General features: G+C 35.6%; 22 protein-coding genes and 1 pseudogene. 5 read left to right on the top strand and 18 right to left on the bottom strand.

Going from position 1 to position 18,643, the window contains the following annotated elements:
- Positions 1–145 precede the first annotated feature (145 nt).
- Positions 146–298 (top strand): hypothetical protein, encoded by a 153-nt coding sequence (locus tag LC087_RS03865; protein WP_226539622.1) that lies wholly within the window; start codon positions 146–148, stop codon positions 296–298.
- Between the two features lies 1 nt (position 299).
- Here LC087_RS03865 and LC087_RS03860 read toward each other — a convergent pair whose 3' ends face one another.
- The 4 genes from LC087_RS03860 to LC087_RS03845 form a co-directional block, all read right to left on the bottom strand.
- On the bottom strand, positions 300–605 hold the full coding sequence (locus LC087_RS03860; protein WP_226539799.1) for a YodL domain-containing protein: 306 nt from the start codon (positions 603–605) through the stop codon (positions 300–302).
- A 167-nt stretch (positions 606–772) separates the two neighbouring features.
- On the bottom strand, positions 773–1,543 hold the full coding sequence (locus LC087_RS03855; protein ID WP_226539623.1) for a sporulation protein: 771 nt from the start codon (positions 1,541–1,543) through the stop codon (positions 773–775).
- Positions 1,530–2,309 (bottom strand): serine/threonine protein kinase, encoded by a 780-nt coding sequence (locus tag LC087_RS03850; protein ID WP_226539624.1) that lies wholly within the window; start codon positions 2,307–2,309, stop codon positions 1,530–1,532. The genes LC087_RS03855 and LC087_RS03850 overlap by 14 nt, the downstream gene beginning before the upstream one ends.
- Before the next feature lie 26 nt (positions 2,310–2,335).
- On the bottom strand, positions 2,336–2,515 hold the full coding sequence (locus LC087_RS03845; protein ID WP_226539627.1) for a hypothetical protein: 180 nt from the start codon (positions 2,513–2,515) through the stop codon (positions 2,336–2,338).
- A gap of 128 nt (positions 2,516–2,643) precedes the next feature.
- Here LC087_RS03845 and LC087_RS03840 point away from each other — a divergent pair, with 128 nt between their 5' ends.
- Together LC087_RS03840 and LC087_RS03835 are read left to right on the top strand one after the other, a co-directional pair.
- The gene (locus LC087_RS03840) at positions 2,644–3,135 is read left to right on the top strand and encodes a DUF2515 family protein (RefSeq protein WP_306020060.1); all 492 of its coding nucleotides are present in this window, start codon (positions 2,644–2,646) and stop codon (positions 3,133–3,135) included.
- Positions 3,074–3,709, top strand: a complete 636-nt coding sequence (locus LC087_RS03835; RefSeq protein ID WP_371932676.1) for a DUF2515 family protein — start codon at positions 3,074–3,076, stop codon at positions 3,707–3,709. Before LC087_RS03840 ends, LC087_RS03835 begins: the two co-directional genes overlap by 62 nt.
- Before the next feature lie 18 nt (positions 3,710–3,727).
- On the opposite strand, the gene LC087_RS03830 is transcribed toward LC087_RS03835, so the two are convergent.
- The 13 genes and pseudogenes from LC087_RS03830 to LC087_RS03770 form a co-directional block, all read right to left on the bottom strand.
- Positions 3,728–3,892 (bottom strand): YozD family protein, encoded by a 165-nt coding sequence (locus tag LC087_RS03830; protein WP_226539631.1) that lies wholly within the window; start codon positions 3,890–3,892, stop codon positions 3,728–3,730.
- 246 nt (positions 3,893–4,138) lie between these two features.
- Positions 4,139–4,825, bottom strand: a complete 687-nt coding sequence (locus tag LC087_RS03825) for a hypothetical protein (protein ID WP_226539633.1) — start codon at positions 4,823–4,825, stop codon at positions 4,139–4,141.
- Between the two features lie 182 nt (positions 4,826–5,007).
- The gene (locus tag LC087_RS03820; RefSeq protein ID WP_226539635.1) at positions 5,008–5,223 is read right to left on the bottom strand and encodes a YozE family protein; all 216 of its coding nucleotides are present in this window, start codon (positions 5,221–5,223) and stop codon (positions 5,008–5,010) included.
- 463 nt (positions 5,224–5,686) lie between these two features.
- On the bottom strand, positions 5,687–5,968 hold the full coding sequence (locus tag LC087_RS03815) for a YokU family protein (protein ID WP_226539637.1): 282 nt from the start codon (positions 5,966–5,968) through the stop codon (positions 5,687–5,689).
- A complete protein-coding gene (gene ablA, locus LC087_RS03810) occupies positions 5,965–7,365 on the bottom strand; it encodes a lysine 2,3-aminomutase (RefSeq protein WP_226539639.1) in 1,401 nt (466 codons plus the stop codon). The genes LC087_RS03815 and ablA overlap by 4 nt, the downstream gene beginning before the upstream one ends.
- Positions 7,366–7,425: 60 nt before the next feature.
- Positions 7,426–8,853, bottom strand: a pseudogene (locus tag LC087_RS03805) (sigma-54 interaction domain-containing protein).
- Between the two features lie 163 nt (positions 8,854–9,016).
- Complete coding sequence (gene ablB, locus LC087_RS03800) at positions 9,017–9,874, bottom strand: putative beta-lysine N-acetyltransferase (RefSeq protein WP_226539643.1); 858 nt, start codon at positions 9,872–9,874, stop codon at positions 9,017–9,019.
- Between the two features lie 35 nt (positions 9,875–9,909).
- The gene (locus LC087_RS03795; RefSeq protein ID WP_226539645.1) at positions 9,910–11,334 is read right to left on the bottom strand and encodes an aldehyde dehydrogenase family protein; all 1,425 of its coding nucleotides are present in this window, start codon (positions 11,332–11,334) and stop codon (positions 9,910–9,912) included.
- 21 nt (positions 11,335–11,355) lie between these two features.
- On the bottom strand, positions 11,356–12,633 hold the full coding sequence (locus tag LC087_RS03790; RefSeq protein WP_306020054.1) for a peptidase: 1,278 nt from the start codon (positions 12,631–12,633) through the stop codon (positions 11,356–11,358).
- A 17-nt stretch (positions 12,634–12,650) separates the two neighbouring features.
- A complete protein-coding gene (locus tag LC087_RS03785) occupies positions 12,651–13,316 on the bottom strand; it encodes a 3-oxoacid CoA-transferase subunit B (protein ID WP_226539649.1) in 666 nt (221 codons plus the stop codon).
- Positions 13,301–13,987 carry a CoA transferase subunit A gene (locus LC087_RS03780; protein ID WP_226539651.1) on the bottom strand — a complete coding sequence of 229 codons (687 nt, stop codon included), beginning with the start codon at positions 13,985–13,987 and terminating at the stop codon, positions 13,301–13,303. Before LC087_RS03780 ends, LC087_RS03785 begins: the two co-directional genes overlap by 16 nt.
- A 10-nt stretch (positions 13,988–13,997) precedes the next feature.
- Positions 13,998–15,356: an aspartate aminotransferase family protein gene (locus LC087_RS03775; protein ID WP_371932649.1), complete on the bottom strand. Its 1,359-nt coding sequence runs from the start codon at positions 15,354–15,356 to the stop codon at positions 13,998–14,000.
- 166 nt (positions 15,357–15,522) lie between these two features.
- On the bottom strand, positions 15,523–15,660 hold the full coding sequence (locus tag LC087_RS03770) for a YjcZ family sporulation protein (protein WP_226539655.1): 138 nt from the start codon (positions 15,658–15,660) through the stop codon (positions 15,523–15,525).
- 202 nt (positions 15,661–15,862) lie between these two features.
- Here LC087_RS03770 and LC087_RS03765 point away from each other — a divergent pair, with 202 nt between their 5' ends.
- Positions 15,863–16,045 (top strand): hypothetical protein, encoded by a 183-nt coding sequence (locus LC087_RS03765; RefSeq protein ID WP_226539657.1) that lies wholly within the window; start codon positions 15,863–15,865, stop codon positions 16,043–16,045.
- A 105-nt stretch (positions 16,046–16,150) separates the two neighbouring features.
- Positions 16,151–16,576, top strand: coding sequence for a universal stress protein (locus tag LC087_RS03760; RefSeq protein WP_226539658.1), 426 nt, complete (start codon positions 16,151–16,153; stop codon positions 16,574–16,576).
- A gap of 412 nt (positions 16,577–16,988) precedes the next feature.
- Here the strand turns inward: LC087_RS03760 and LC087_RS03755 are convergent, their stop codons facing one another.
- Positions 16,989–18,437, bottom strand: a complete 1,449-nt coding sequence (locus LC087_RS03755; protein ID WP_226539659.1) for a SulP family inorganic anion transporter — start codon at positions 18,435–18,437, stop codon at positions 16,989–16,991.
- Positions 18,438–18,643: the final 206 nt, after the last annotated feature.

Below are 18,643 nucleotides of genomic sequence, written 5' to 3'. Positions count from 1 at the left end.
AAGTACAAGCAGTATTGTATCACTTTTGCCTTTTAAAGAAAATATCCTCTCTACTAGAGAGTGTGTTAGCTATTTTATGTAATAAAATAGCTAACACACAGTCATACTATTAATAGAAGAACAAAAAAATTTTGGAGGTTTTATTATGGGAAAGAAGCATCGTAATCGAATTAATGAACCTAAAAAAAATAATCACGTTTCAGAAAGCGCTATTGAGACAGAGCACACCAATTATGAAAAAGAAGATAATGCTCAAAAAAGGAAAAGTGGACCTGGAAACCATTTAAGGGATTATTAGGTCACCTAACGTGTATGCGATTTATCTTTCTCCATCCACCGGGAAACAATTTATAATAATGTTTCCCTCCCCTTGCTTCGTCTATTAAAATGATGTCCCCTGTCCCTATATATCTTGCATTAAAATCGCTTGGCATTCTATCAGGTACATTAAACTTTTGAAATACTTTATTTAATACATCCAAATGGTTTTTCCCTTCTAATTTTAACCGATACACTTGTTGATACCCTTTATCTTTACCAAATTCCTCTGTCTGAAATATTGTAAGATCATATAACGTCACCTGAACCTTGGACAGAAAAATCATGAACAATTTCTCCCCCCTTTTACGTTTTATTCAAAAAGTTCGATAAATTTTACTTATATTTAAAATACGCACTTTCCTTTAGTTATCCTCTTTAAACATTAATCTTTTTCAACAAAAAAATCCCCAAACCGATTTTCTTTATCGTTTCAAGGATTCTATATAAAAAATCAACTATAACTCCTAATGATTTGTGATATCTTTTCTGTTAAAAAGTCTAAATCATTACTCGTTACTGTGAGCTTGATATGGGTTTCATCCGTCTCTAAGGCTTCTGACAATAAACCTGCAAGACCTCGTGCTTTACGATCAATTTCCATTAAAATATCTATCTCTCTATCATTTTTCTGAAAAAATACTACCTCTAACTCATCTAGTCTACCTCTAAATTCACCTCTAGTTGGATAAAATTCAAATTCTTGAACAAAAGGTAGACGTTTTCTTAATCGATAGGAAGCGACTTCATTTTCAATCTCACGAAGACTGAATCCAATCTCTTCAATACTGTTTAAAACAGCATTCATTAATGGATTGGGAACGACCTTTACATAGTCCTTATCAGATGGATCTACGGCACCCTTAATATCTAATCCAGTATTAATCCATACCCGCGTTTTACCAATGGTAATTGGCGTATCATAAGGTAACATAAAAGAAAAAGGAATGGATTTCGTTTCATTGGCTGTTATTACAAATGGCTCATTAATCTTCACTTTTGAAATAACAGCATGTTCTGTAAACTTTTTATCATCAACCTCTTTTATGTAGTTTGTTATCAAAGTCAAATAGATCTCGTCTATTTGCTGTTCGATACTACCTCCAGTTATTTCAACAACTCCTTCGATCTTTTCTCCTTGTGCAAGGGTTCCTTTCTTCAATTTCGTATCCACCTTTGCAGATCCGATTCCAATCGTAGCTAACATTTTATTAAAAAAAGACATTTCTACTCCCCCTGTCCAAATTTACTAGTGTGGAAATTAATTCACTTATATGTTCAAAAGGTTCATCAAGTAGTAACAGCTTACGTATAATATAACGGGAATCACCTGATATATCCAGCTCTTCTTCCCAACTTTTTTGTTTTTTAGAAGTTGGGACATAAGAAGAATAGAGAAGAAATAAGACGAAATGACCTAATGCAAACAAATCACTTCTATAGGAAATCTGTCTCATCAGCTTTTTATCTTCTGAATATGTGTTTATTCGATGATCTTTTTCATAGTTATATCTTGCTAATCCAAAGTCAATTATTCTTACATTTGACCCATCCCACAAAATATTAGGGATTCTTAAATCACGATGTACAATACCTTGGTTATGAAAGATTTGAACAACCTTTGATACTTGGAGTAAATAATAGAAAGCTTGTTGTTCCTCAATGAGCACTTTTTCATTAAAGATCATATGTTCAAATGTTTTTCCATTCATTAATTGTAAAACAAGGTACGATCTTTCTTTATCTAAAAAGAAATCATAAACTTTCGGAAAGCTGTCAACATCAATCATTTGTAACATTTCACATTCTCGCGTAAATGAACGGTGTACTTTTTGAACATCTCGACGGAAACGTCTTGTTTCTTTCAAACAAACCAACCTATTTTTCTCATGGTCAAATGCTTGATAAGCTATTCCGTAGCTCCCCATCCCAATGCATTGTTTTATTTCATAATGTTTAATCATCGTTCCTGCTTTCTGAGGTCGTTCCAAAACATTATAAACTTTTTCAATGACCATTAGCTACTATAGAAGCTAGAAAAAAAGCTGCTTCGTTTTCTTCTTTTGTAATGATGGTGACCATATTTAGCGGGGGGATGGTGAGCCCCAAAATATTTTCTTTTTCGATAATCACTACTACTATAATGATGTGAATATAATTTATGCTTAATAGCCGATTTAATCATTTTTTTAAACATATTTTTTTACTCCTTTCAAACGTGAGTTATTTTATAATACGAAGCAAATCGAAATAAGTTTCACTTATTATTATCATATATTTTAAAAATGTCAGGAAAACGTCAACACTACATTTAAGGAGGTTATTATGGCTTCAAACAAATCCTACCTTTCTTTAAGAGAACAAGAGCATCTTCTGAGTTTACTAAAAAAACAAAAAAAGATGATTCCCGAGATTATCACTACTTATGAAAAAAAACTCTTGATCAATATAAAAAAGAAAACACTACAAAAAAACAAAGATAACTTGTCGCGAACATCCGCTTATTTCGACTTTTATAACAATCATAAAGAAATTCATTGGTCTTTTTTAGCTCACCTTGTCTCTCGGAATGGAGGTTATGCCATGTGCGACCTCAAAACAAAATGGATTGAAAATATATTAACAAATCGGCAGCAAGAACATTTCTTTTCATTTCTTGAAGCTGCAAATAGCTGGATCTTTCAAGATGCTTATCCTCAATTACTCCTATATGAGGAAAGCAAACGTATAAAACGCCCCTTATTCTTTTTATTAAATCAGTTATCTTGTTCTCCCCTTCGTAAACACCATTTGGGAGCACTATTGGACTTATCATAACAGCCAACTTTTAACAGTTGGTTTAATTATAAACGAGCAACAACTAATTGAACAAAATATTATTCGTAACTCTGTCTTTCAAAAGAGAGTCCTTGAAAATATTGCTTTCCTTATTCAAGATCATTTAGGACTTACTAAAATCATAATTCCATATAAAAAAAGCAGACTTTTTACTTATCGAATAATTGGATATCCTGTTCAATTTTTTGATCAAGTTGATAACCGAATTTCTTTGGGCAAGATCATTTATCAACTCCTTTTTTCTAGGAAATCATTTAAAGGCGCTTATCAGTTTTGCATAAATAAAGAACATACAGGTTCTCGTTCTGACTACTGGCCAAAATTAAATAAGAACCACCCAACTCTTCAAAAAGCATGGAAACCTGTTGTTCATACCTTTCTCCATAAAAAAGAGTGGTATACAGACGACACATCCATCAAAAAAGAAGTGCTTTTCACACTCCCAGTTGCAAAACGTATGGATCTTTCATTAAAAATAATTTCATCAACATATCAAACAAAAGTCCTCAATTTCTTGCAAAGCTCAATTTATAAAAAGGCAAAAGATTTATGAAACAATAACATGGAGAAGCTAAATCTCTTCATCAATCACACATTTTTCAATCAAATAATCAAATAATACATCTGCTACTTCATCAACTTCTTCTTGCTGTGGAGCATACCCTCTTTGAACAAGTTGATTGAATAAGTAATGGGCTATTTCTTCTGTATCAATTGTGATTTCTAACTCCCCCATATAATCGCCCTCCTTTTTACATCTATTATGTATAGAATGAAAGATATATGCGTTATTTCTGTCTCTTCCTAAAAATAAAAAGAATTCAAAGTGATAAATGCATAATATTTACCATATAATTAATACGCGCACTTTAAAAAATGGCATAAAAAACCAAGATAATAATAGTAGTGAAAAATATATAGAAGAAGATAAAGCTAAACGAACTTGGGTAAAATCAATCTAGTATTAAATAATCAAAAAATTCTATGTGTTTGACCAAAAATCCTCATCTTCCATATGTTCAAGGATATAGTTCATCATATCCTGATATTCTTGGTCTCCAAACCATTCATAAAGTGACTTATAGTCATTATATAAGTCTAACAGCGCATTCACCATTTCTTTTTTATTTTGTGGATGCGGGTCTAATTGTTCCTCTTGAGAAACCATATATAAAGTAATAGTCGAAGTGTCTGATTGCAAAGAGTCAGAATTAATAAAGTGATGGAGCTGAATATGTTGTAAAAATACTTCCGCCTGGTGCTGACTCATAACCATTGCCATTTCTTCTTCGCTTGCTTCCAGCCACTCACCATCTCTTATTCGGACAAGTTCATAAATGACTTCTTCCCATGAATCTTCTTTATAACGCCATATTTCCGTCCTAAATCCGATTATTTTAAAGAGTTCTTCTTCATATTCTGTTAAATGAACTAAATCTCCAATTCCATAATTATAAACGACCTCTAATTGCTCAGATTCATAAACGCTTCCTTCATATTCTGAGTATAGTTTCAGAGTATTTTCGAAATAAAGAATATCTCCATGGTTGACTTCATACAAAACAAATTGATCTAAATGATGATACTTCGTCACAGTTCCTACAGTACCATACATGGTGATGACTACTACATCTCCAATTTTAAACTTTGGTTTACGTTTTTGAGTCATTTTTCTCCCCCCTTTGATGTTTCAATTTGTTTAAATTAATATATGCAAAGGGAAGACAATCGGATTGGGCAGTTATCCTAGTTCTTTAAAAACGGGGGAATGACTCAAATACTCATCATAAAAGTGCAGTAAATATCTAATGCCGAATAAGAGTGCTAACGATTATAAATATAAATTTATCCCTATTTTTCTATTAAGTATTTTTCCCAAACTGAATCAAAAATGGTCATGTTAGGTAAGTAATCTCCGTTTAATTCAAGGTAACGACTCAGTTCGTCGTAATGAGTTGAACTTTTTGGAAAGCTATGATCCCGGTAAACATTATTTGCAAAATTACTAATTTCATCACTTGCTCCTTCATGACGAAACTTCATTAAAAAATGGTAAAAAGACTTCAAGAAAGACACTTCCTTCACTTATTATTTCCATAAAAGTGCGTGTTCAAAAAGTAGGGAAAAAGGACGCTGAATAAAACAGCTGAAGTCCTTTATTCACACTAGAGCGATCATAAGTCGAATATAACGTGAAGAAGTTCTTTACCTTCACAAAGAGTTTGACTATTTCTGAAGATCTACTAAGAACAGTCATGTCCTGTGGCTAACGATGATGATAGGCCATCCAGGCCATCATAGGTCTTTTTGAACAACTTCTACAATAAAACATGCTCTAATCATAACAAAACATTTATGAAGGTTGAAGAAATTAGAATGCAAAAGGTGTTTATCATGTGAATAATGGATATGTACAAAGACCTCAGAAACCTTTAATTCCAATAGTTTATCCCCTAATCAATTTTCCAAACACCTCAAAAAGCTTGCAGAAATTTTTCTGCAAGCTCTCTTAATCAATAAGAAGTATTGTTTACGAACGAAAATCAAAATAGTTTTTTTTGAGTAAACGTTCTTGGTTCATAAGCTCGTCAAAGCTTATATTGGATGATAATTCCTTTGTGTCAATTAAAAAAAGTTGCTCTTCTATCTTATCTACCATTTCTTCAGTTTGATATTCCATGCCACATACGGGACAACTAATACACGGCGTTCCATTTATCTGGATCGCTCTTGAACCGTCGGGCAGCTCCCAAAAAACACGATTATGACCTTCAAAAGCTTGCTTGCTTTCACACCATACGCAAACAGTCATGAATTTGTCTCCTGATATTTTTTCATTTGAGATTGGTACTTTTTATCAATCAATTCATCTCGTTTGTCACGACGATCTTTTAAAGATTCATGATCTGGATCCTCAGAGTATTGCTCTCTCCTTTGCAATCGTTTCATTCCTTCAGGAGTTAAACTAGCTTGCTGATCGTTCATTAATCCTGCTACCCCCGTATTCGATGCTTTTTTTTCGACATCAGGATAAACCTTTTTAAAATAGTCGTCAGCAAGCCCTGGAATATACGATTCTGGTTCTGGATAAGAGGTAATTACCCCCTCATAATTTCTAAGAACTACCTTGCTCGCACTTTGGGAAATGATATAGTTAGGTTGTACCGATATTTTTCCTCCTCCCCCAGGTGCATCTACGACGAATGTAGGTACTGCATATCCTGAAGTGTGCCCTCGCAATCCTTCAATAATCTCTAACCCTTTAGAAACAGGCGCTCTAAAATGACCAATTCCCTCTGATAAATCACATTGATAAATATAATACGGGCGAACACGAATTTTCACTAAATCATGCATAAGCTTTTTCATGATAGGTACGCTGTCATTAATACCCGCTAAAATTACTGCCTGATTTCCTAACGGTACTCCTGCATCTGCTAGCATTTCACATGCCTTTTTAGACTCCTCTGTTATTTCGATTGACGTATTAAAATGTGTATTTAACCAAACTGGGTGGTATTTCTTTAAGATATTACATAGATTCTCTGTTATTCTTTGAGGAAAAACAACAGGAGCTCTTGTGCCTATTCGGATGATTTCTACATGGGGAATGTCTCGTAAATTTTTCAAGACGTATTCTAAAATTTTGTCATTGATGAGTAAACCGTCTCCTCCAGAAATGAGCACATCTCGAACCTCTTCATGCTCTTTAATATATTGAATGGCACCATCTAGTTGTTTCTTTGGAACACCCATACCAATTTGCCCTGAAAAACGTCTTCTTGTACAATAACGGCAATACATCGAGCATTGATTAGTCACGAGGAATAAGACACGATCAGGATAACGATGAGTCAGTCCTGGTACAGGAGAATCTTCATCTTCGTGCAGAGGATCTTCCATATCATATTTTGTTTTCATGATTTCTTGTGAAACCGGAACAGATTGCATTCTTATAGGACACCTAGGATCATCTTGGTTCATTAACCAAGCATAATAAGGAGTAATGTTTAATGGAATCGTTTTAATAGATATTTTAACTCCTTCTTCTTCCTCAGGAGTTAAATTAACAACCTTTTTTAAATCTTCAAGTGAACGGATTGTATTTGTTAATTGCCAAATCCAATCGTTCCACTGATCATCTGTGACATCCTTCCATAACTCAATTTCGCTCCAATGACGTTCTGGCTTATATAAAGTTTGTTTCATTTATAAAACCTCCTTTATCTTTATAACCAGCAAAATTCATGCCAACTATATGAAATGGGATTATATTTTAAATTTCTTCATCTTATATTGCAATGTTTGCCGGGGAACATTTAATAGCTTAGCAGCTTTTAATATGTTTCCATTTGTTTGAACTAGCGCTTCTTTTATTAAGTTTATTTCATATTGATTCACTTTCATTTTAAGGTCTACTTTTGTTTGCTCTAATGGCTCATTTTTTTTTAAAATTGAGTAAGTATGGAGGAAAGTGATGTTCATCAATCTGATCTGTATCAACGATATTCATCGCATACTCAATAACATGCTTTAATTCACGAACATTTCCAGGCCACTGGTGAGTAAAAAGTAAATTTAAACCTTCCTCGGTAATTGTTTTTATATGTCGGTTAAAAAGCCGATTGTACTCTTGAATAAACGTTTCCATTAATAAAGGAATATCACCTTTTCTATTTCGTAATGGCGGAATTTCAATGGTAAAGACCGCCAATCGATAATAGAGGTCCTCCCTTAATAACCTTTTTTTTACACATTCAAAAGGAAGTTCATTCATTGCCGTAATGACACGGACATCCACCTTCACAGGCTTATTACTACCAATCCTGCGAATATAGCCATCATCAATTACGCGCAGAAGCTTTGCTTGTAATGATAACGGCATGGATTGTAGTTCATCTAAAAAAAGTGTACCTCCATGAGTAATTCAAAAAGGCCGGGTCTATCAATCGCACCAGTATAACTTCCTTTGACGGAACCAAACAAGATACTCTCTAAGAGGGTTTCAGGAAGAGCTGCACAATTTTGAGCAATAAAAGGACCATCTTTATAGTTCGAATAATTATGAATGGACTGAACAAACAACTCTTTTCCCGAGCCTGTTTCACCATATATCAAAACGGTTGATGTAGAGGTTGAAACATTCTTTGCTAGTCGAATCATTCTTATCATTTCATCATTATTCGTCTTAATATGATCAAATGTGAATTTTGCCTCGTTGATGGAACGAACTGCCGGATTTTTGGCTTTTCTCTGCTGTAAATCTAGCAACCTATCAGAAAGTATTTTTAACCGTGAATAATCCTTTGCAATTTCAACAGCACCAATTAGCTTTTCACCTTCCATTAAAGGTAAGGTCGTATTTAACGTTTCAATTTTCTCTCCATTTTTATTGACATACATTTGTGGAAGGTGAAAAATCGGCTTCTTTGTTTTAATCACCTTTAACAATGTACTAGATTGCTCGGTTAACGAAGGATAAATATCTAAAACATGCTTTCCAACGACTTCTTTTACTTGTAAGCCATCATGTTTAGCTGCTTTATAGTTATAAAAGGTCGTCACGCCATGTTCGTTCACTGCATGAATACCTTCATCTATGGTATCTAATATATTATATAATAGAGTTGTAGTTATATAGTTTGAACACAACGATCCAAAGCCCCCTAGATATAAGTGCCGAAAAATTGTCACCATTAGTATTGATGTGAATTTTTCCCCATCCTCATGTTAGCTTACTGAAACACCTTCATAGGAAGGAGGAAAGTCGGCTTTATCACGCAAAACTTCTATGCGATTTAGTCCGACTTCGGGAACCCTTTGTACGTTAATAAAAAGTCATTTTTCATTAAATTCAGCGTCATAATGATGACAAATCCTTATACCAAATACTCATATTTTCGATATCCTCATAAATAAAACAGTTATTATAAAGAACCCCTCCAAATTGATACCCTAATTGTTTTAGAACAGCATTCATTCCAAAAGATGAGGCCCTTGCTATAGAATAGGAACAAAAAATGTTCTTATCCATCAATTCCTTCTCAATGTTTATTAAAATGTACCGCATAAGACGATGTTTTCGATAATGAGCTAATGTTGCACAATCGGTTATTTCTGCATTATGGTATTGTTCGTTGACCTCAGCGGATGCAGCGCTTACAATTTGATTGTCCTTCTCTACAATATAATAGAAAGTTCCATTTCTCATAGACTCCAATAAATACTGTTTATTTGAAAGAGGGGTAGGATACACCTTAAAAACAGTTTGATAAAGTGAGACCAACGAATTGATGTCATCTTCATTCGCTTCTCTTAAATGAAACGAGGGATCTAATAGTGGACTAGCATCCATTATACTTTTTTCATTTATTTCTTTTAACAACTGTTCTTGTTGAAATTGACTAGTGGAAGTCATTCGATTTTCATCAAGGTAATGACAAACAAAATAAGCATCAACCCCATGGAAATAGTTTGAAATCACCCCTTCTATATGAAAGAAATGTTTTTTCCAAATCGGTAAATGTTTCTGCTTTGTTTTGACAATGATTTTATTCAGTTTCTCTTCCTTTGCACTTTTCAGTAAATCTAATGCTAAACGATTACAATCTCCGAAATAATCATCCACCTTTAGCCTTTCGTTAAAAAAATCGAACGTAACCATGGCCCCATAAGAGTTTGATGAAAGCATCTTTTTTTCCGCTTGTTTTTTAATCATTTTCGCCTCCTTTTTATTTTTAATTGAAAAATCCCTTAGTTATGGTTGAAAATCACAAGCTTTTTCTCAGTCAATTCCTCAATGGCATAACGGATTCCTTCCCTTCCAATTCCACTTTCTTTCACCCCTCCGTATGGCATATGATCTACTCGAAAAGTTGGGATATCGTTGACTAGAACCCCTCCTACTTCAAGCTCTCTTACTGCCTGAAAGGCGTGAGCAAGTTTTTCTGTAAAAATTCCTGCTTGCAGACCATATTTAGAATCGTTTACGTGATCAATCGCGTCTGATAAATGATCGAAGGAATTGATTACCACAATGGGAGCAAATGCTTCTTCACAACTAATCTTCACATGATTAGGTGCATTATAAATGATCGTCGGCTCCATCATGTTATCGTCTTTTTCAAAGCCACCCGTAAGAACATTAGCCCCATGTTGAACCGCTTCGTCTATCCATTCCTTTGTTCGTTTGACATCTTCTTTTGAAATCATCGAACTTATCTCGGTCTCCATCAATAAAGGGTCTCCGAGTTTAAGTTCTTTTGTTTTTTCGACCATTTTTTCTATAAACGAATGAATTATCTTTTCATGCACAAAGATTCGTTGAACAGATATACACACTTGACCTGAAAAGGAGAAAGATCCTTGAACGATGCGATCAATAATTTTATCAATTAGGGCTGATTCATCAATAATGATTGCTGAATTCGATCCTAACTCCATTAGCGTTTTCCTTAAACCAGCCTTTTTCTTAAGTGTTTTCCCAACAGAAGGGCTTCCTGTAAAAGTAATCGCCTTTATTCGATCATCTTCTGTAATAACATCGCCAAATTCTTTCCCTGATGAAGTTATGATATTTAAAGCTCCTTTTGGTAACCCAGCATTGTCAAATAATTCAGCAATGAAAAAAGCGCTTAAAGGGGTTTGGGTGGCTGGTTTTAAAACAACCGTGTTGCCACTGGCAATACTTGGACCTAATTTGTGAGCAACGAGATTCATTGGAAAATTAAAAGGAGTAATGGCAGCGACCACTCCTAAAGGCTCTTGAATCGTATAAGCCGTTCGATTAGCTCCTTGCTTAGCACTATCTAACGGGATGGTTTCCCCATAAAATCGCTTCGCTTCTTCTGCAGCAAAAGTATACGTTTCAATCGTTCTTTCCACTTCACCAAGAGCGATTCGGATAGGCTTTGCTGATTCCTTTGTAATTATTTTTGCCGCTTCTTCTTTACGTTCTTCCAATTCGTTCGCAACATATTGCAGAATATTGGCTCTTTCGTAGGAAGATAGGTCCTTCATCCTTCCTCTCGACTGATAAGCTACATCAATAGCTGTGATAATATTTTCTTTTTGAGCAACGGCGACTTCTATAATTTGTTTATTTTTATAGGGAGAATATAACGGTTGATATTCCTTAGCTTCTACTTCTTGTCCATTGATCCATAAATGTTGTTTCATGTTGAAAACCTCCTAGTTAATTCAATACTTAATTTCGTCCATTTCACACCAGTCAATTAAGAAATGGGCAATCACTTTAGCTACTTCAAAAACCTTGTCGATTTCAATATATTCATTTGGGAAATGAGCTAATTCTGTTTTTCCTGGTCCAAAAACAATGGTAGGTACATTTCCAACATGAGCTAACATACCGCCATCGGTTCCCCACGGAGAAGCCTCAACCACTAGTTCTTTGTTTAATGTCTCTGTATGAGCTCGTTCAAGCGTTGTAAATAGAGGGTGAGAATCAGAAAGTTGGTTAGGAAGCCAGCTTGCTCCGAACCACTCTAATTTTGCTGGGTGTTCTTTAAACCAAGAATCTTTTTCTCCTAACTGATCCATCCATTGTTGAAATTGACCTTGCACTTGTTCTTTCGTCTCATGAGGAGCGATGCCACACCTTCCTTCAATTTGAATAGCATCTGGTACAGAGGAAGGCCAATTTCCTCCTTTAATCATCCCCACGTTAATTGGAACAGGAATGGGTGTATTTTTATAAAGAGGATCCGTAATCTGATTGTTGCGATAAATTTCAAGTTTCTTTATCTCTTCAAGAACAAACATCATTTTCTCGATAGCGCTTATACCTTGATACCTCGTTCCACCATGAGCAGACTTTCCATCTACCTCTAATCTATACCACATGGATCCTTGCTGTTTAATAAAGCATTTCATATCCGTTGGTTCTGGAATAATCGCTCCGTCAGCCTGATAACCCCTTTCTACGGCCGCTAGCGTTCCCGCTCCTCCGCACTCTTCATCAATCACACTTTGAAAGATGATGTCTCCTTTTAATGGAATATTCATTTCCGTTACGGCTTCAATCGCAGCAAGGAGAGCAATATTTCCTCCCTTCATATCGGTAGAGCCTCTGCCGTAAACTTTCCCATCTTTAATGACCCCTGTATAAGGGTCTTCGCTCCATTGGTCTAATTCTCCTTCTGGAACGACGTCAATATGACCATTCAGGATAATTGACCTACCTCCACCTGTTCCTTTTTTGACTGCAACAAGATTATAACTATTCAAAAATGAAGTTCTCGTTGAAAAGAAATCAGGATACATTTTTAATTTATTTATTTCAGGTTCCCATAAATCAATGGTTAAATTCAATTCTCGGCACTTCTCCAAAATAATCGCCTGTGCAGAGTCTTCATAGCCCATGACACTCTTTTCACGGATGACCTTTTGTAATAATTCGATATATCCTTTTCGTTGTTGATCAATTAAGCGAGTTATTTTATTTTTTATTTCATTCATGAAAACATCTCCCTCCTTTAGTTCACCAATTTCAAATTTTCCGAGACAAAAAAGCTGCATGCTGTTCTTTTTCTTATTTCTTCAACAGACATCTCTTTCTTTTTCTCTAGTAACGTCAATCCCTTGTTTGAATCTACTTGAAATACCGCAACCTCCGTAATTATGAGATCCGCACTTTTTTTTGCCGTTAAAGGATACAGACACTCGTTTACGATTTTCGGTTCACCATATTTGTTTACATGTTCCATGACAATAATAACTTTTTTTGCTTTTTGTGCTAATTCCATTGCACCTCCCATCCCTGGGACTCTTTTTCCTGGCACTATCCAATTGGCAATATCCCCTTTTTCACTTACTTGCAAGGAACCTAAAATAGTGATGTCAATTAATCCTTTGCGAATCATCCCAAATGAAACAGCACTGTCAAAATAAGAAGCGCCTTTCACAGTGGTAACCGGATAACCTGCAGCATTACATAAGTTTTCATTTTCAAATCCTGTTTTAGGTGAACAACCGATTCCAAGCAAACCATTTTCCGCTTGAATCATGACGCTGTAACCATCAGGGATGTAATTAGGAACTAAGGAAGGAATGCCAATCCCTAGGTTAACAATCATGCCATCTTCGATTTCTTTCGCTGCCCTTCTTGCCATCTTTTTTCTCTCCATCATTCCCAAACCCATGACCAGTTCACCCCTTCACTCTTAACAATCGCATCCACAAACACACCCGGTGTAATAATTTCTTCGGGTTCTAACTCACCTATAGGTACAAGCTCATCTACTTCTGCAATCGTAAACTCGGCTGCCATCGCCATTAATGGGTTCATATTACGGGCAGTCTTATCAAAAATTAAGTTTCCAAATTCATCTGCTTTTTTAGCATATATTAAAGCCACATCTGCATGAAGAGCCTCTTCCAATAAATAGAGACCACCATTAATATCCAATGTTCTCTTCTCTTTATTTACCCACTCATTATCAATGCCAATATTCGTAACCACTCCTTTCAATCCCATACCTGCTGCCCGAATCCTTTCAGCTAACGTCCCTTGTGGAGAAAACTCAACCTCTATTTCACCGTTGGTCATTTGCTCTCCTGCAACAGGATTTGAACCAATATGCGAAACAATTAATTTTTTCACTTGCCTATTACAAACAAGTTTACCAACCCCAATCAAAGGAAAAGCGGCATCGTTACAAATCAGAGTTATTTCTTCGATTTGTTGATCAACTAAATATTGGACGAGTGTTGGAGGATTCCCTACTCCTCCAAATCCTCCAACCATAATCGTCATTCCGTCATTCAACTTTTCCCCTATATCTCCTATACTCGTATACTTCCTCCAACCCATTTCATCACTCCTAAGAAGAGAGAATTTCGGTTAATTGAATTTCTTCTTCAATATCTGATAATGTTTGATCGAGTATTTGGACAAGCTGTTTTAACTGTTGTTCTGAAATAATAAACGGTGGAGCAATTAATATTGCATCACCACTGTCTCCCTCTAATCCTGAGGCAGATGGATAGACGAGTAGACCTTTCTCTTGAGCCTTTTTTACAACCTTTTGCGTCAAATTTAATTCTTTATGAAAGGGAAGTTTATTAATAGTATCTGAAACAAATTCCACACCATAAAGCAATCCAACACCTCTAACATCACCAATGATTGGATGAGATCGTTGTAACTTTTCTAATTCAATATTTAACAATTCTCCTCTATGTTCAGATTGTTTGACTAAATGGTGGTCTTCGATATACTTCAAAACAGCTAGGGCTGTGGCAGACGATTGTGGATTCGCACTGTACGTATGACCACTCATAATCGATCCACTCCCTTTTAAAATAGGAAACATGACTTTCGAACTGACTAAAGTGGCGGCAATAGGAGCATATCCTCCACTAAGCCCCTTTCCTACAGCCATTAAATCTGGACAAACACCCCAGTGCTCAATCGCAAATTTTTTCCCTGTTCGACCGATACCTGTCATTACTTCATCGGCAATAAACAATATATTATGTTTATCACAAATTTCTCTTATCGTTTTATAATAACCTGTTGGGGGAACAATCGCCCCGCCTGCTGCTCCTATAACAGGCTCAGCAATAAATGCAGCTATATGCTCTTCTCCAACTCGTTTAATCGCTCTTTCTAACTCCACTGCACAGAGAATGTTACAAGTTGGATACGTTTTATGAAAGGGACATCGATAACAATAAGGAGGAGAAACAACTGGATTTGCATCAAGTAAGGGTACAAAGCGATAACGTCGATCTGTATGACCAGATAAGGACAACGACCCCATCGTTATCCCATGGTAGCTCATCCACCTTGATAAAACTTTGGTTTTGGCTGGTTTACCAACTTCTTGCCAATATTGAAGGGCAATTTTCATTGCTGTTTCAGTTGCTTCAGATCCGCTGTTGACAAAAAAAGACCAAGGAAATCGGTCTTCCGTCCAATTCGATAACTTTGCTGCTAATTTTTCAGCCGGTTCATTTGAAAATTGCGACCTGTAAACAAAAGAGACTTTCTGTGCTTGTTCATTCATTGCATCAATGACTTCTTGTACTCCATGACCAATGCTACAAGTGACTGCACCTGAAGACCCATCCATATAAGATTTTCCATTTTCATCAAATAAATAAATTCCCTTTCCATAACTAATCGTTAAATATCTTTCATTGATTAACGGTTTGATTAAATGAGAAAAGTACACCATTCCTCCCCCTTTCCTCCATTCCATTATGTAACATATATATATGTATGGATAAGCTGATTCTTGCGGAAAATACGAAGGAAAATTTCGATATTATAAAAAGCGCTTTCATATTAACTCAACAAAAAAATGCACCTATACATGTAGGTACATTTTTTGAATAGCTGTTTTAACTTACGAAAGCCGTACTAATTATAACAAGTAAAATAAACAAAACTAGGATAAGCACGAAGCCTGATCCACTTCCTTCACAGTACCCAGAGCCATAAGCAGGATAAGCATAATCACAACAATTATTGTAGTACATTTTCTTCCTCACTCCTCATAAAATATTTACATTTACAATGATAGCCTATGTACCAATAGGCTGACATGTATGTGCGTTAGCCTATTTTAAATAAAATACTTCATTTCTGAACTTTTACGGCTTTCCAATAGTTCCTGTGACAAATGAGCATAAAAATTGTATAATGCAATTAAGAAAACGCTTCCATTATGGGGTGATAACGATGATGGATTATCAATACCGACGAATGGCCATGAATAAATGGTCAGAACCTACTGACAAGGAAAAGTCTAATGATAACAAGAAATCAATGTTTCATGTAATCACCAAGTTATTTTCTTTTAAACACTCACTTAAAATTGAAAAGAAGACTATTAAAAATATCGTTGAGTTCAAATCTTTTTAAGATTTGAACTTTTTTATCTATTTATTTTATGAAAACTTTGGTTTTTTATGTTAAAATACTAGAATCTAAACTTCTCTTAAAACTGTATGTTAGAAGGTGTTAAACTTGTTTTCAAAACTATTATTATCTATCGATGGATCGGAGCATTCAAAACGTGCTGCCGAACATGCTGCTGATCTAATCAAAAAGCTAAACTTGGAGCAAATAAATATCATTCATGTATTTCAAAAAGCACCAACCCGATCAAAAATAGCACAGTATGATTTTCACATCTCTGATCTACTATATGAAGAATGTATCACTTCATTTCGAGATGTTTTCTCTCTATTTGAACAGCATTCTATTACATACAAGCTAGAAGTTGCATTAGGTGACCCAGCCAAAGAAATTCTTTCATACGCTGATTCCATAAAATCTGATTGTATTATAATGGGTTCAAGGGGATTAAATGCGTTGAACGAAGTTCTACTTGGGAGTGTGAGCCATAAAATATTACATGACTCTTCTTGTCCAGTACTACTTATAAAATAAAAAGGCTCATTATTGAGCCTTTTTTTAATAGAGTAAGAAAGTATATAAATAGGTCCTTATTTGGATGGTGCTTTTATTTTTGTCTAGCTCCAGCGCCCAGCGACGGGTAGCGCTTTCGACGCACAGGAAGTGCTAGCATCAACGTTGCCCACAGGACGTGGGCGTCTTTAGTTGATGTTCCAATGTCTCTACGATAAGTCAACGGAGACGCCTCCAGGAGGGAGGTGGATCCACGTTGCCACAGGACGTGGCTGAACTTAGTAGATCCTCCGCTTTCGGGCTTTTCGTGTTTCCTTTATCTCATGCGGCGATGCACACGAAGTGCTAGCGTCAACGTTAGTTCGCGCGTCGTGGCTGTTCTAAGTTGACGTTCCAATTGTTGTGTGTCGCTAGACGGGCGCTTGCGCCTTTCTTAATGTCCTGATGAATTCAGGCCTACTTTATTCACTAACATTTCACTTTGTTCATTTAATCCTACAATTTGAACCGTTTTCCCTAATTTTTCATACTTTAAAACGACTTTGGCAATACCTGTTACAGCTGAATGATCCCAAACATGACTATGGGAGAAATCGATCACAATGTGCTTTGGGTCATCATTAAAGTCAAAAAGGTCAACAAAATGTGACATCGTTCCGAAAAACATTTGACCTGAGATAGTGTATACCTTTTTATTATTTTCAAGAGCCGTTGTTGCATGAATATGTGCCATTCTCCAACCGAATATTAGAGCACTTAAGACGACCCCTGCAATTACTCCTTTTGACAAGTCATGCGTATATACGACAATTGCGACAGTAATAACCATTACAGTTGTATCTGCAATAGGGACTTTACGCAACTCTCGTAAAGACTGCCAATCAAACGTTCCAATCGAAACCATGATCATAACACCAACTAAGGCTGCCATTGGAATTTGTGTAACAATATCTCCTAAAACTAAAATTAAAAACAATAAAAATAATCCAGCTACTAAAGCAGAAAGACGTCCTCTTCCGCCTGATTTCACATTAATAACAGATTGTCCAATCATGGCACAACCCGCCATTCCTCCAAAGAAACCAGTAACAAAGTTTGCAATACCTTGACCACGCATTTCAACATTTTTATCACTTTTTGTATCTGTCATTTCATCAACAATTGTCGCCGTTAACAAGGACTCCAATTGACCTACCAATGCTAAGGTAAAGGAATAAGGTAGAATAATCCATAATGTTTCAAGTGTGAATTCGATATTTGGAATATGGAATAATGGAAACGATCTTGTTATTTCACCCATATCTCCAACAGTTTTTAAACTATCGAAACCGAAGAAAATCGTGACAGTTGTCATTAATATTATGGCTGCCAAAGCTGACGGAATAATTTTTGTAACAATAGGCAACAAATAAATGATGGCTAAAGTTCCTATTACCATTGCATACATCATCCATCCTGCCCCAACAAAATGAGGTAATTGAGCCATGAAAATTAAAATGGCTAATGCATTAACAAAACCAACAATCACTGCTTGTGGTAAGAAGGAAATAAACCGCCCAAGTTTAAATACACCCATTAAAATTTGGATAATTCCAGTTAAAACTGTAGCTGCAAATAAATATTCAACACCGTGATTAGCGACAAGTGTCACCATTAATAATGCCATCGCCCCAGTCGCTGCAGAAATCATTCCCGGCCTTCCTCCTGCAAATGCGATGACGACAGCCATAGTAAACGAGGCGTATATTCCGACCATTGGATCGACACCTGCAATGATTGCAAATGCAATGGCCTCTGGAATTAAGGCTAGCGCAACCGTCATTCCAGCCAAAACATCCCCTCGAATATTTGAAAGCCAATTTTGTTTTATTGTCGTTAACAAAATACCCCTCTTCTCTTTCATTATTTCCGAGCAATATGTGAATTTTTTTCACAACATCGAGTATCATACCATAGGAATAAAAAAGAGCAACTACTATGAAAACGAAACCATTTTAATTTTCCATTGATTTTCTCTATTATTCTCTCATTATCTCTTATTTTAATAGAACAGTGTTTTTTCATTGAAAATTATCTGACATATACAAA

Origin of the sequence: Bacillus carboniphilus (assembly GCF_020524035.2) — a bacterium.
Taxonomy (GTDB): domain Bacteria; phylum Bacillota; class Bacilli; order Bacillales; family JAIVKR01; genus Bacillus_CC.
This window is presented reverse-complemented; position numbering and strand designations above follow the sequence as displayed.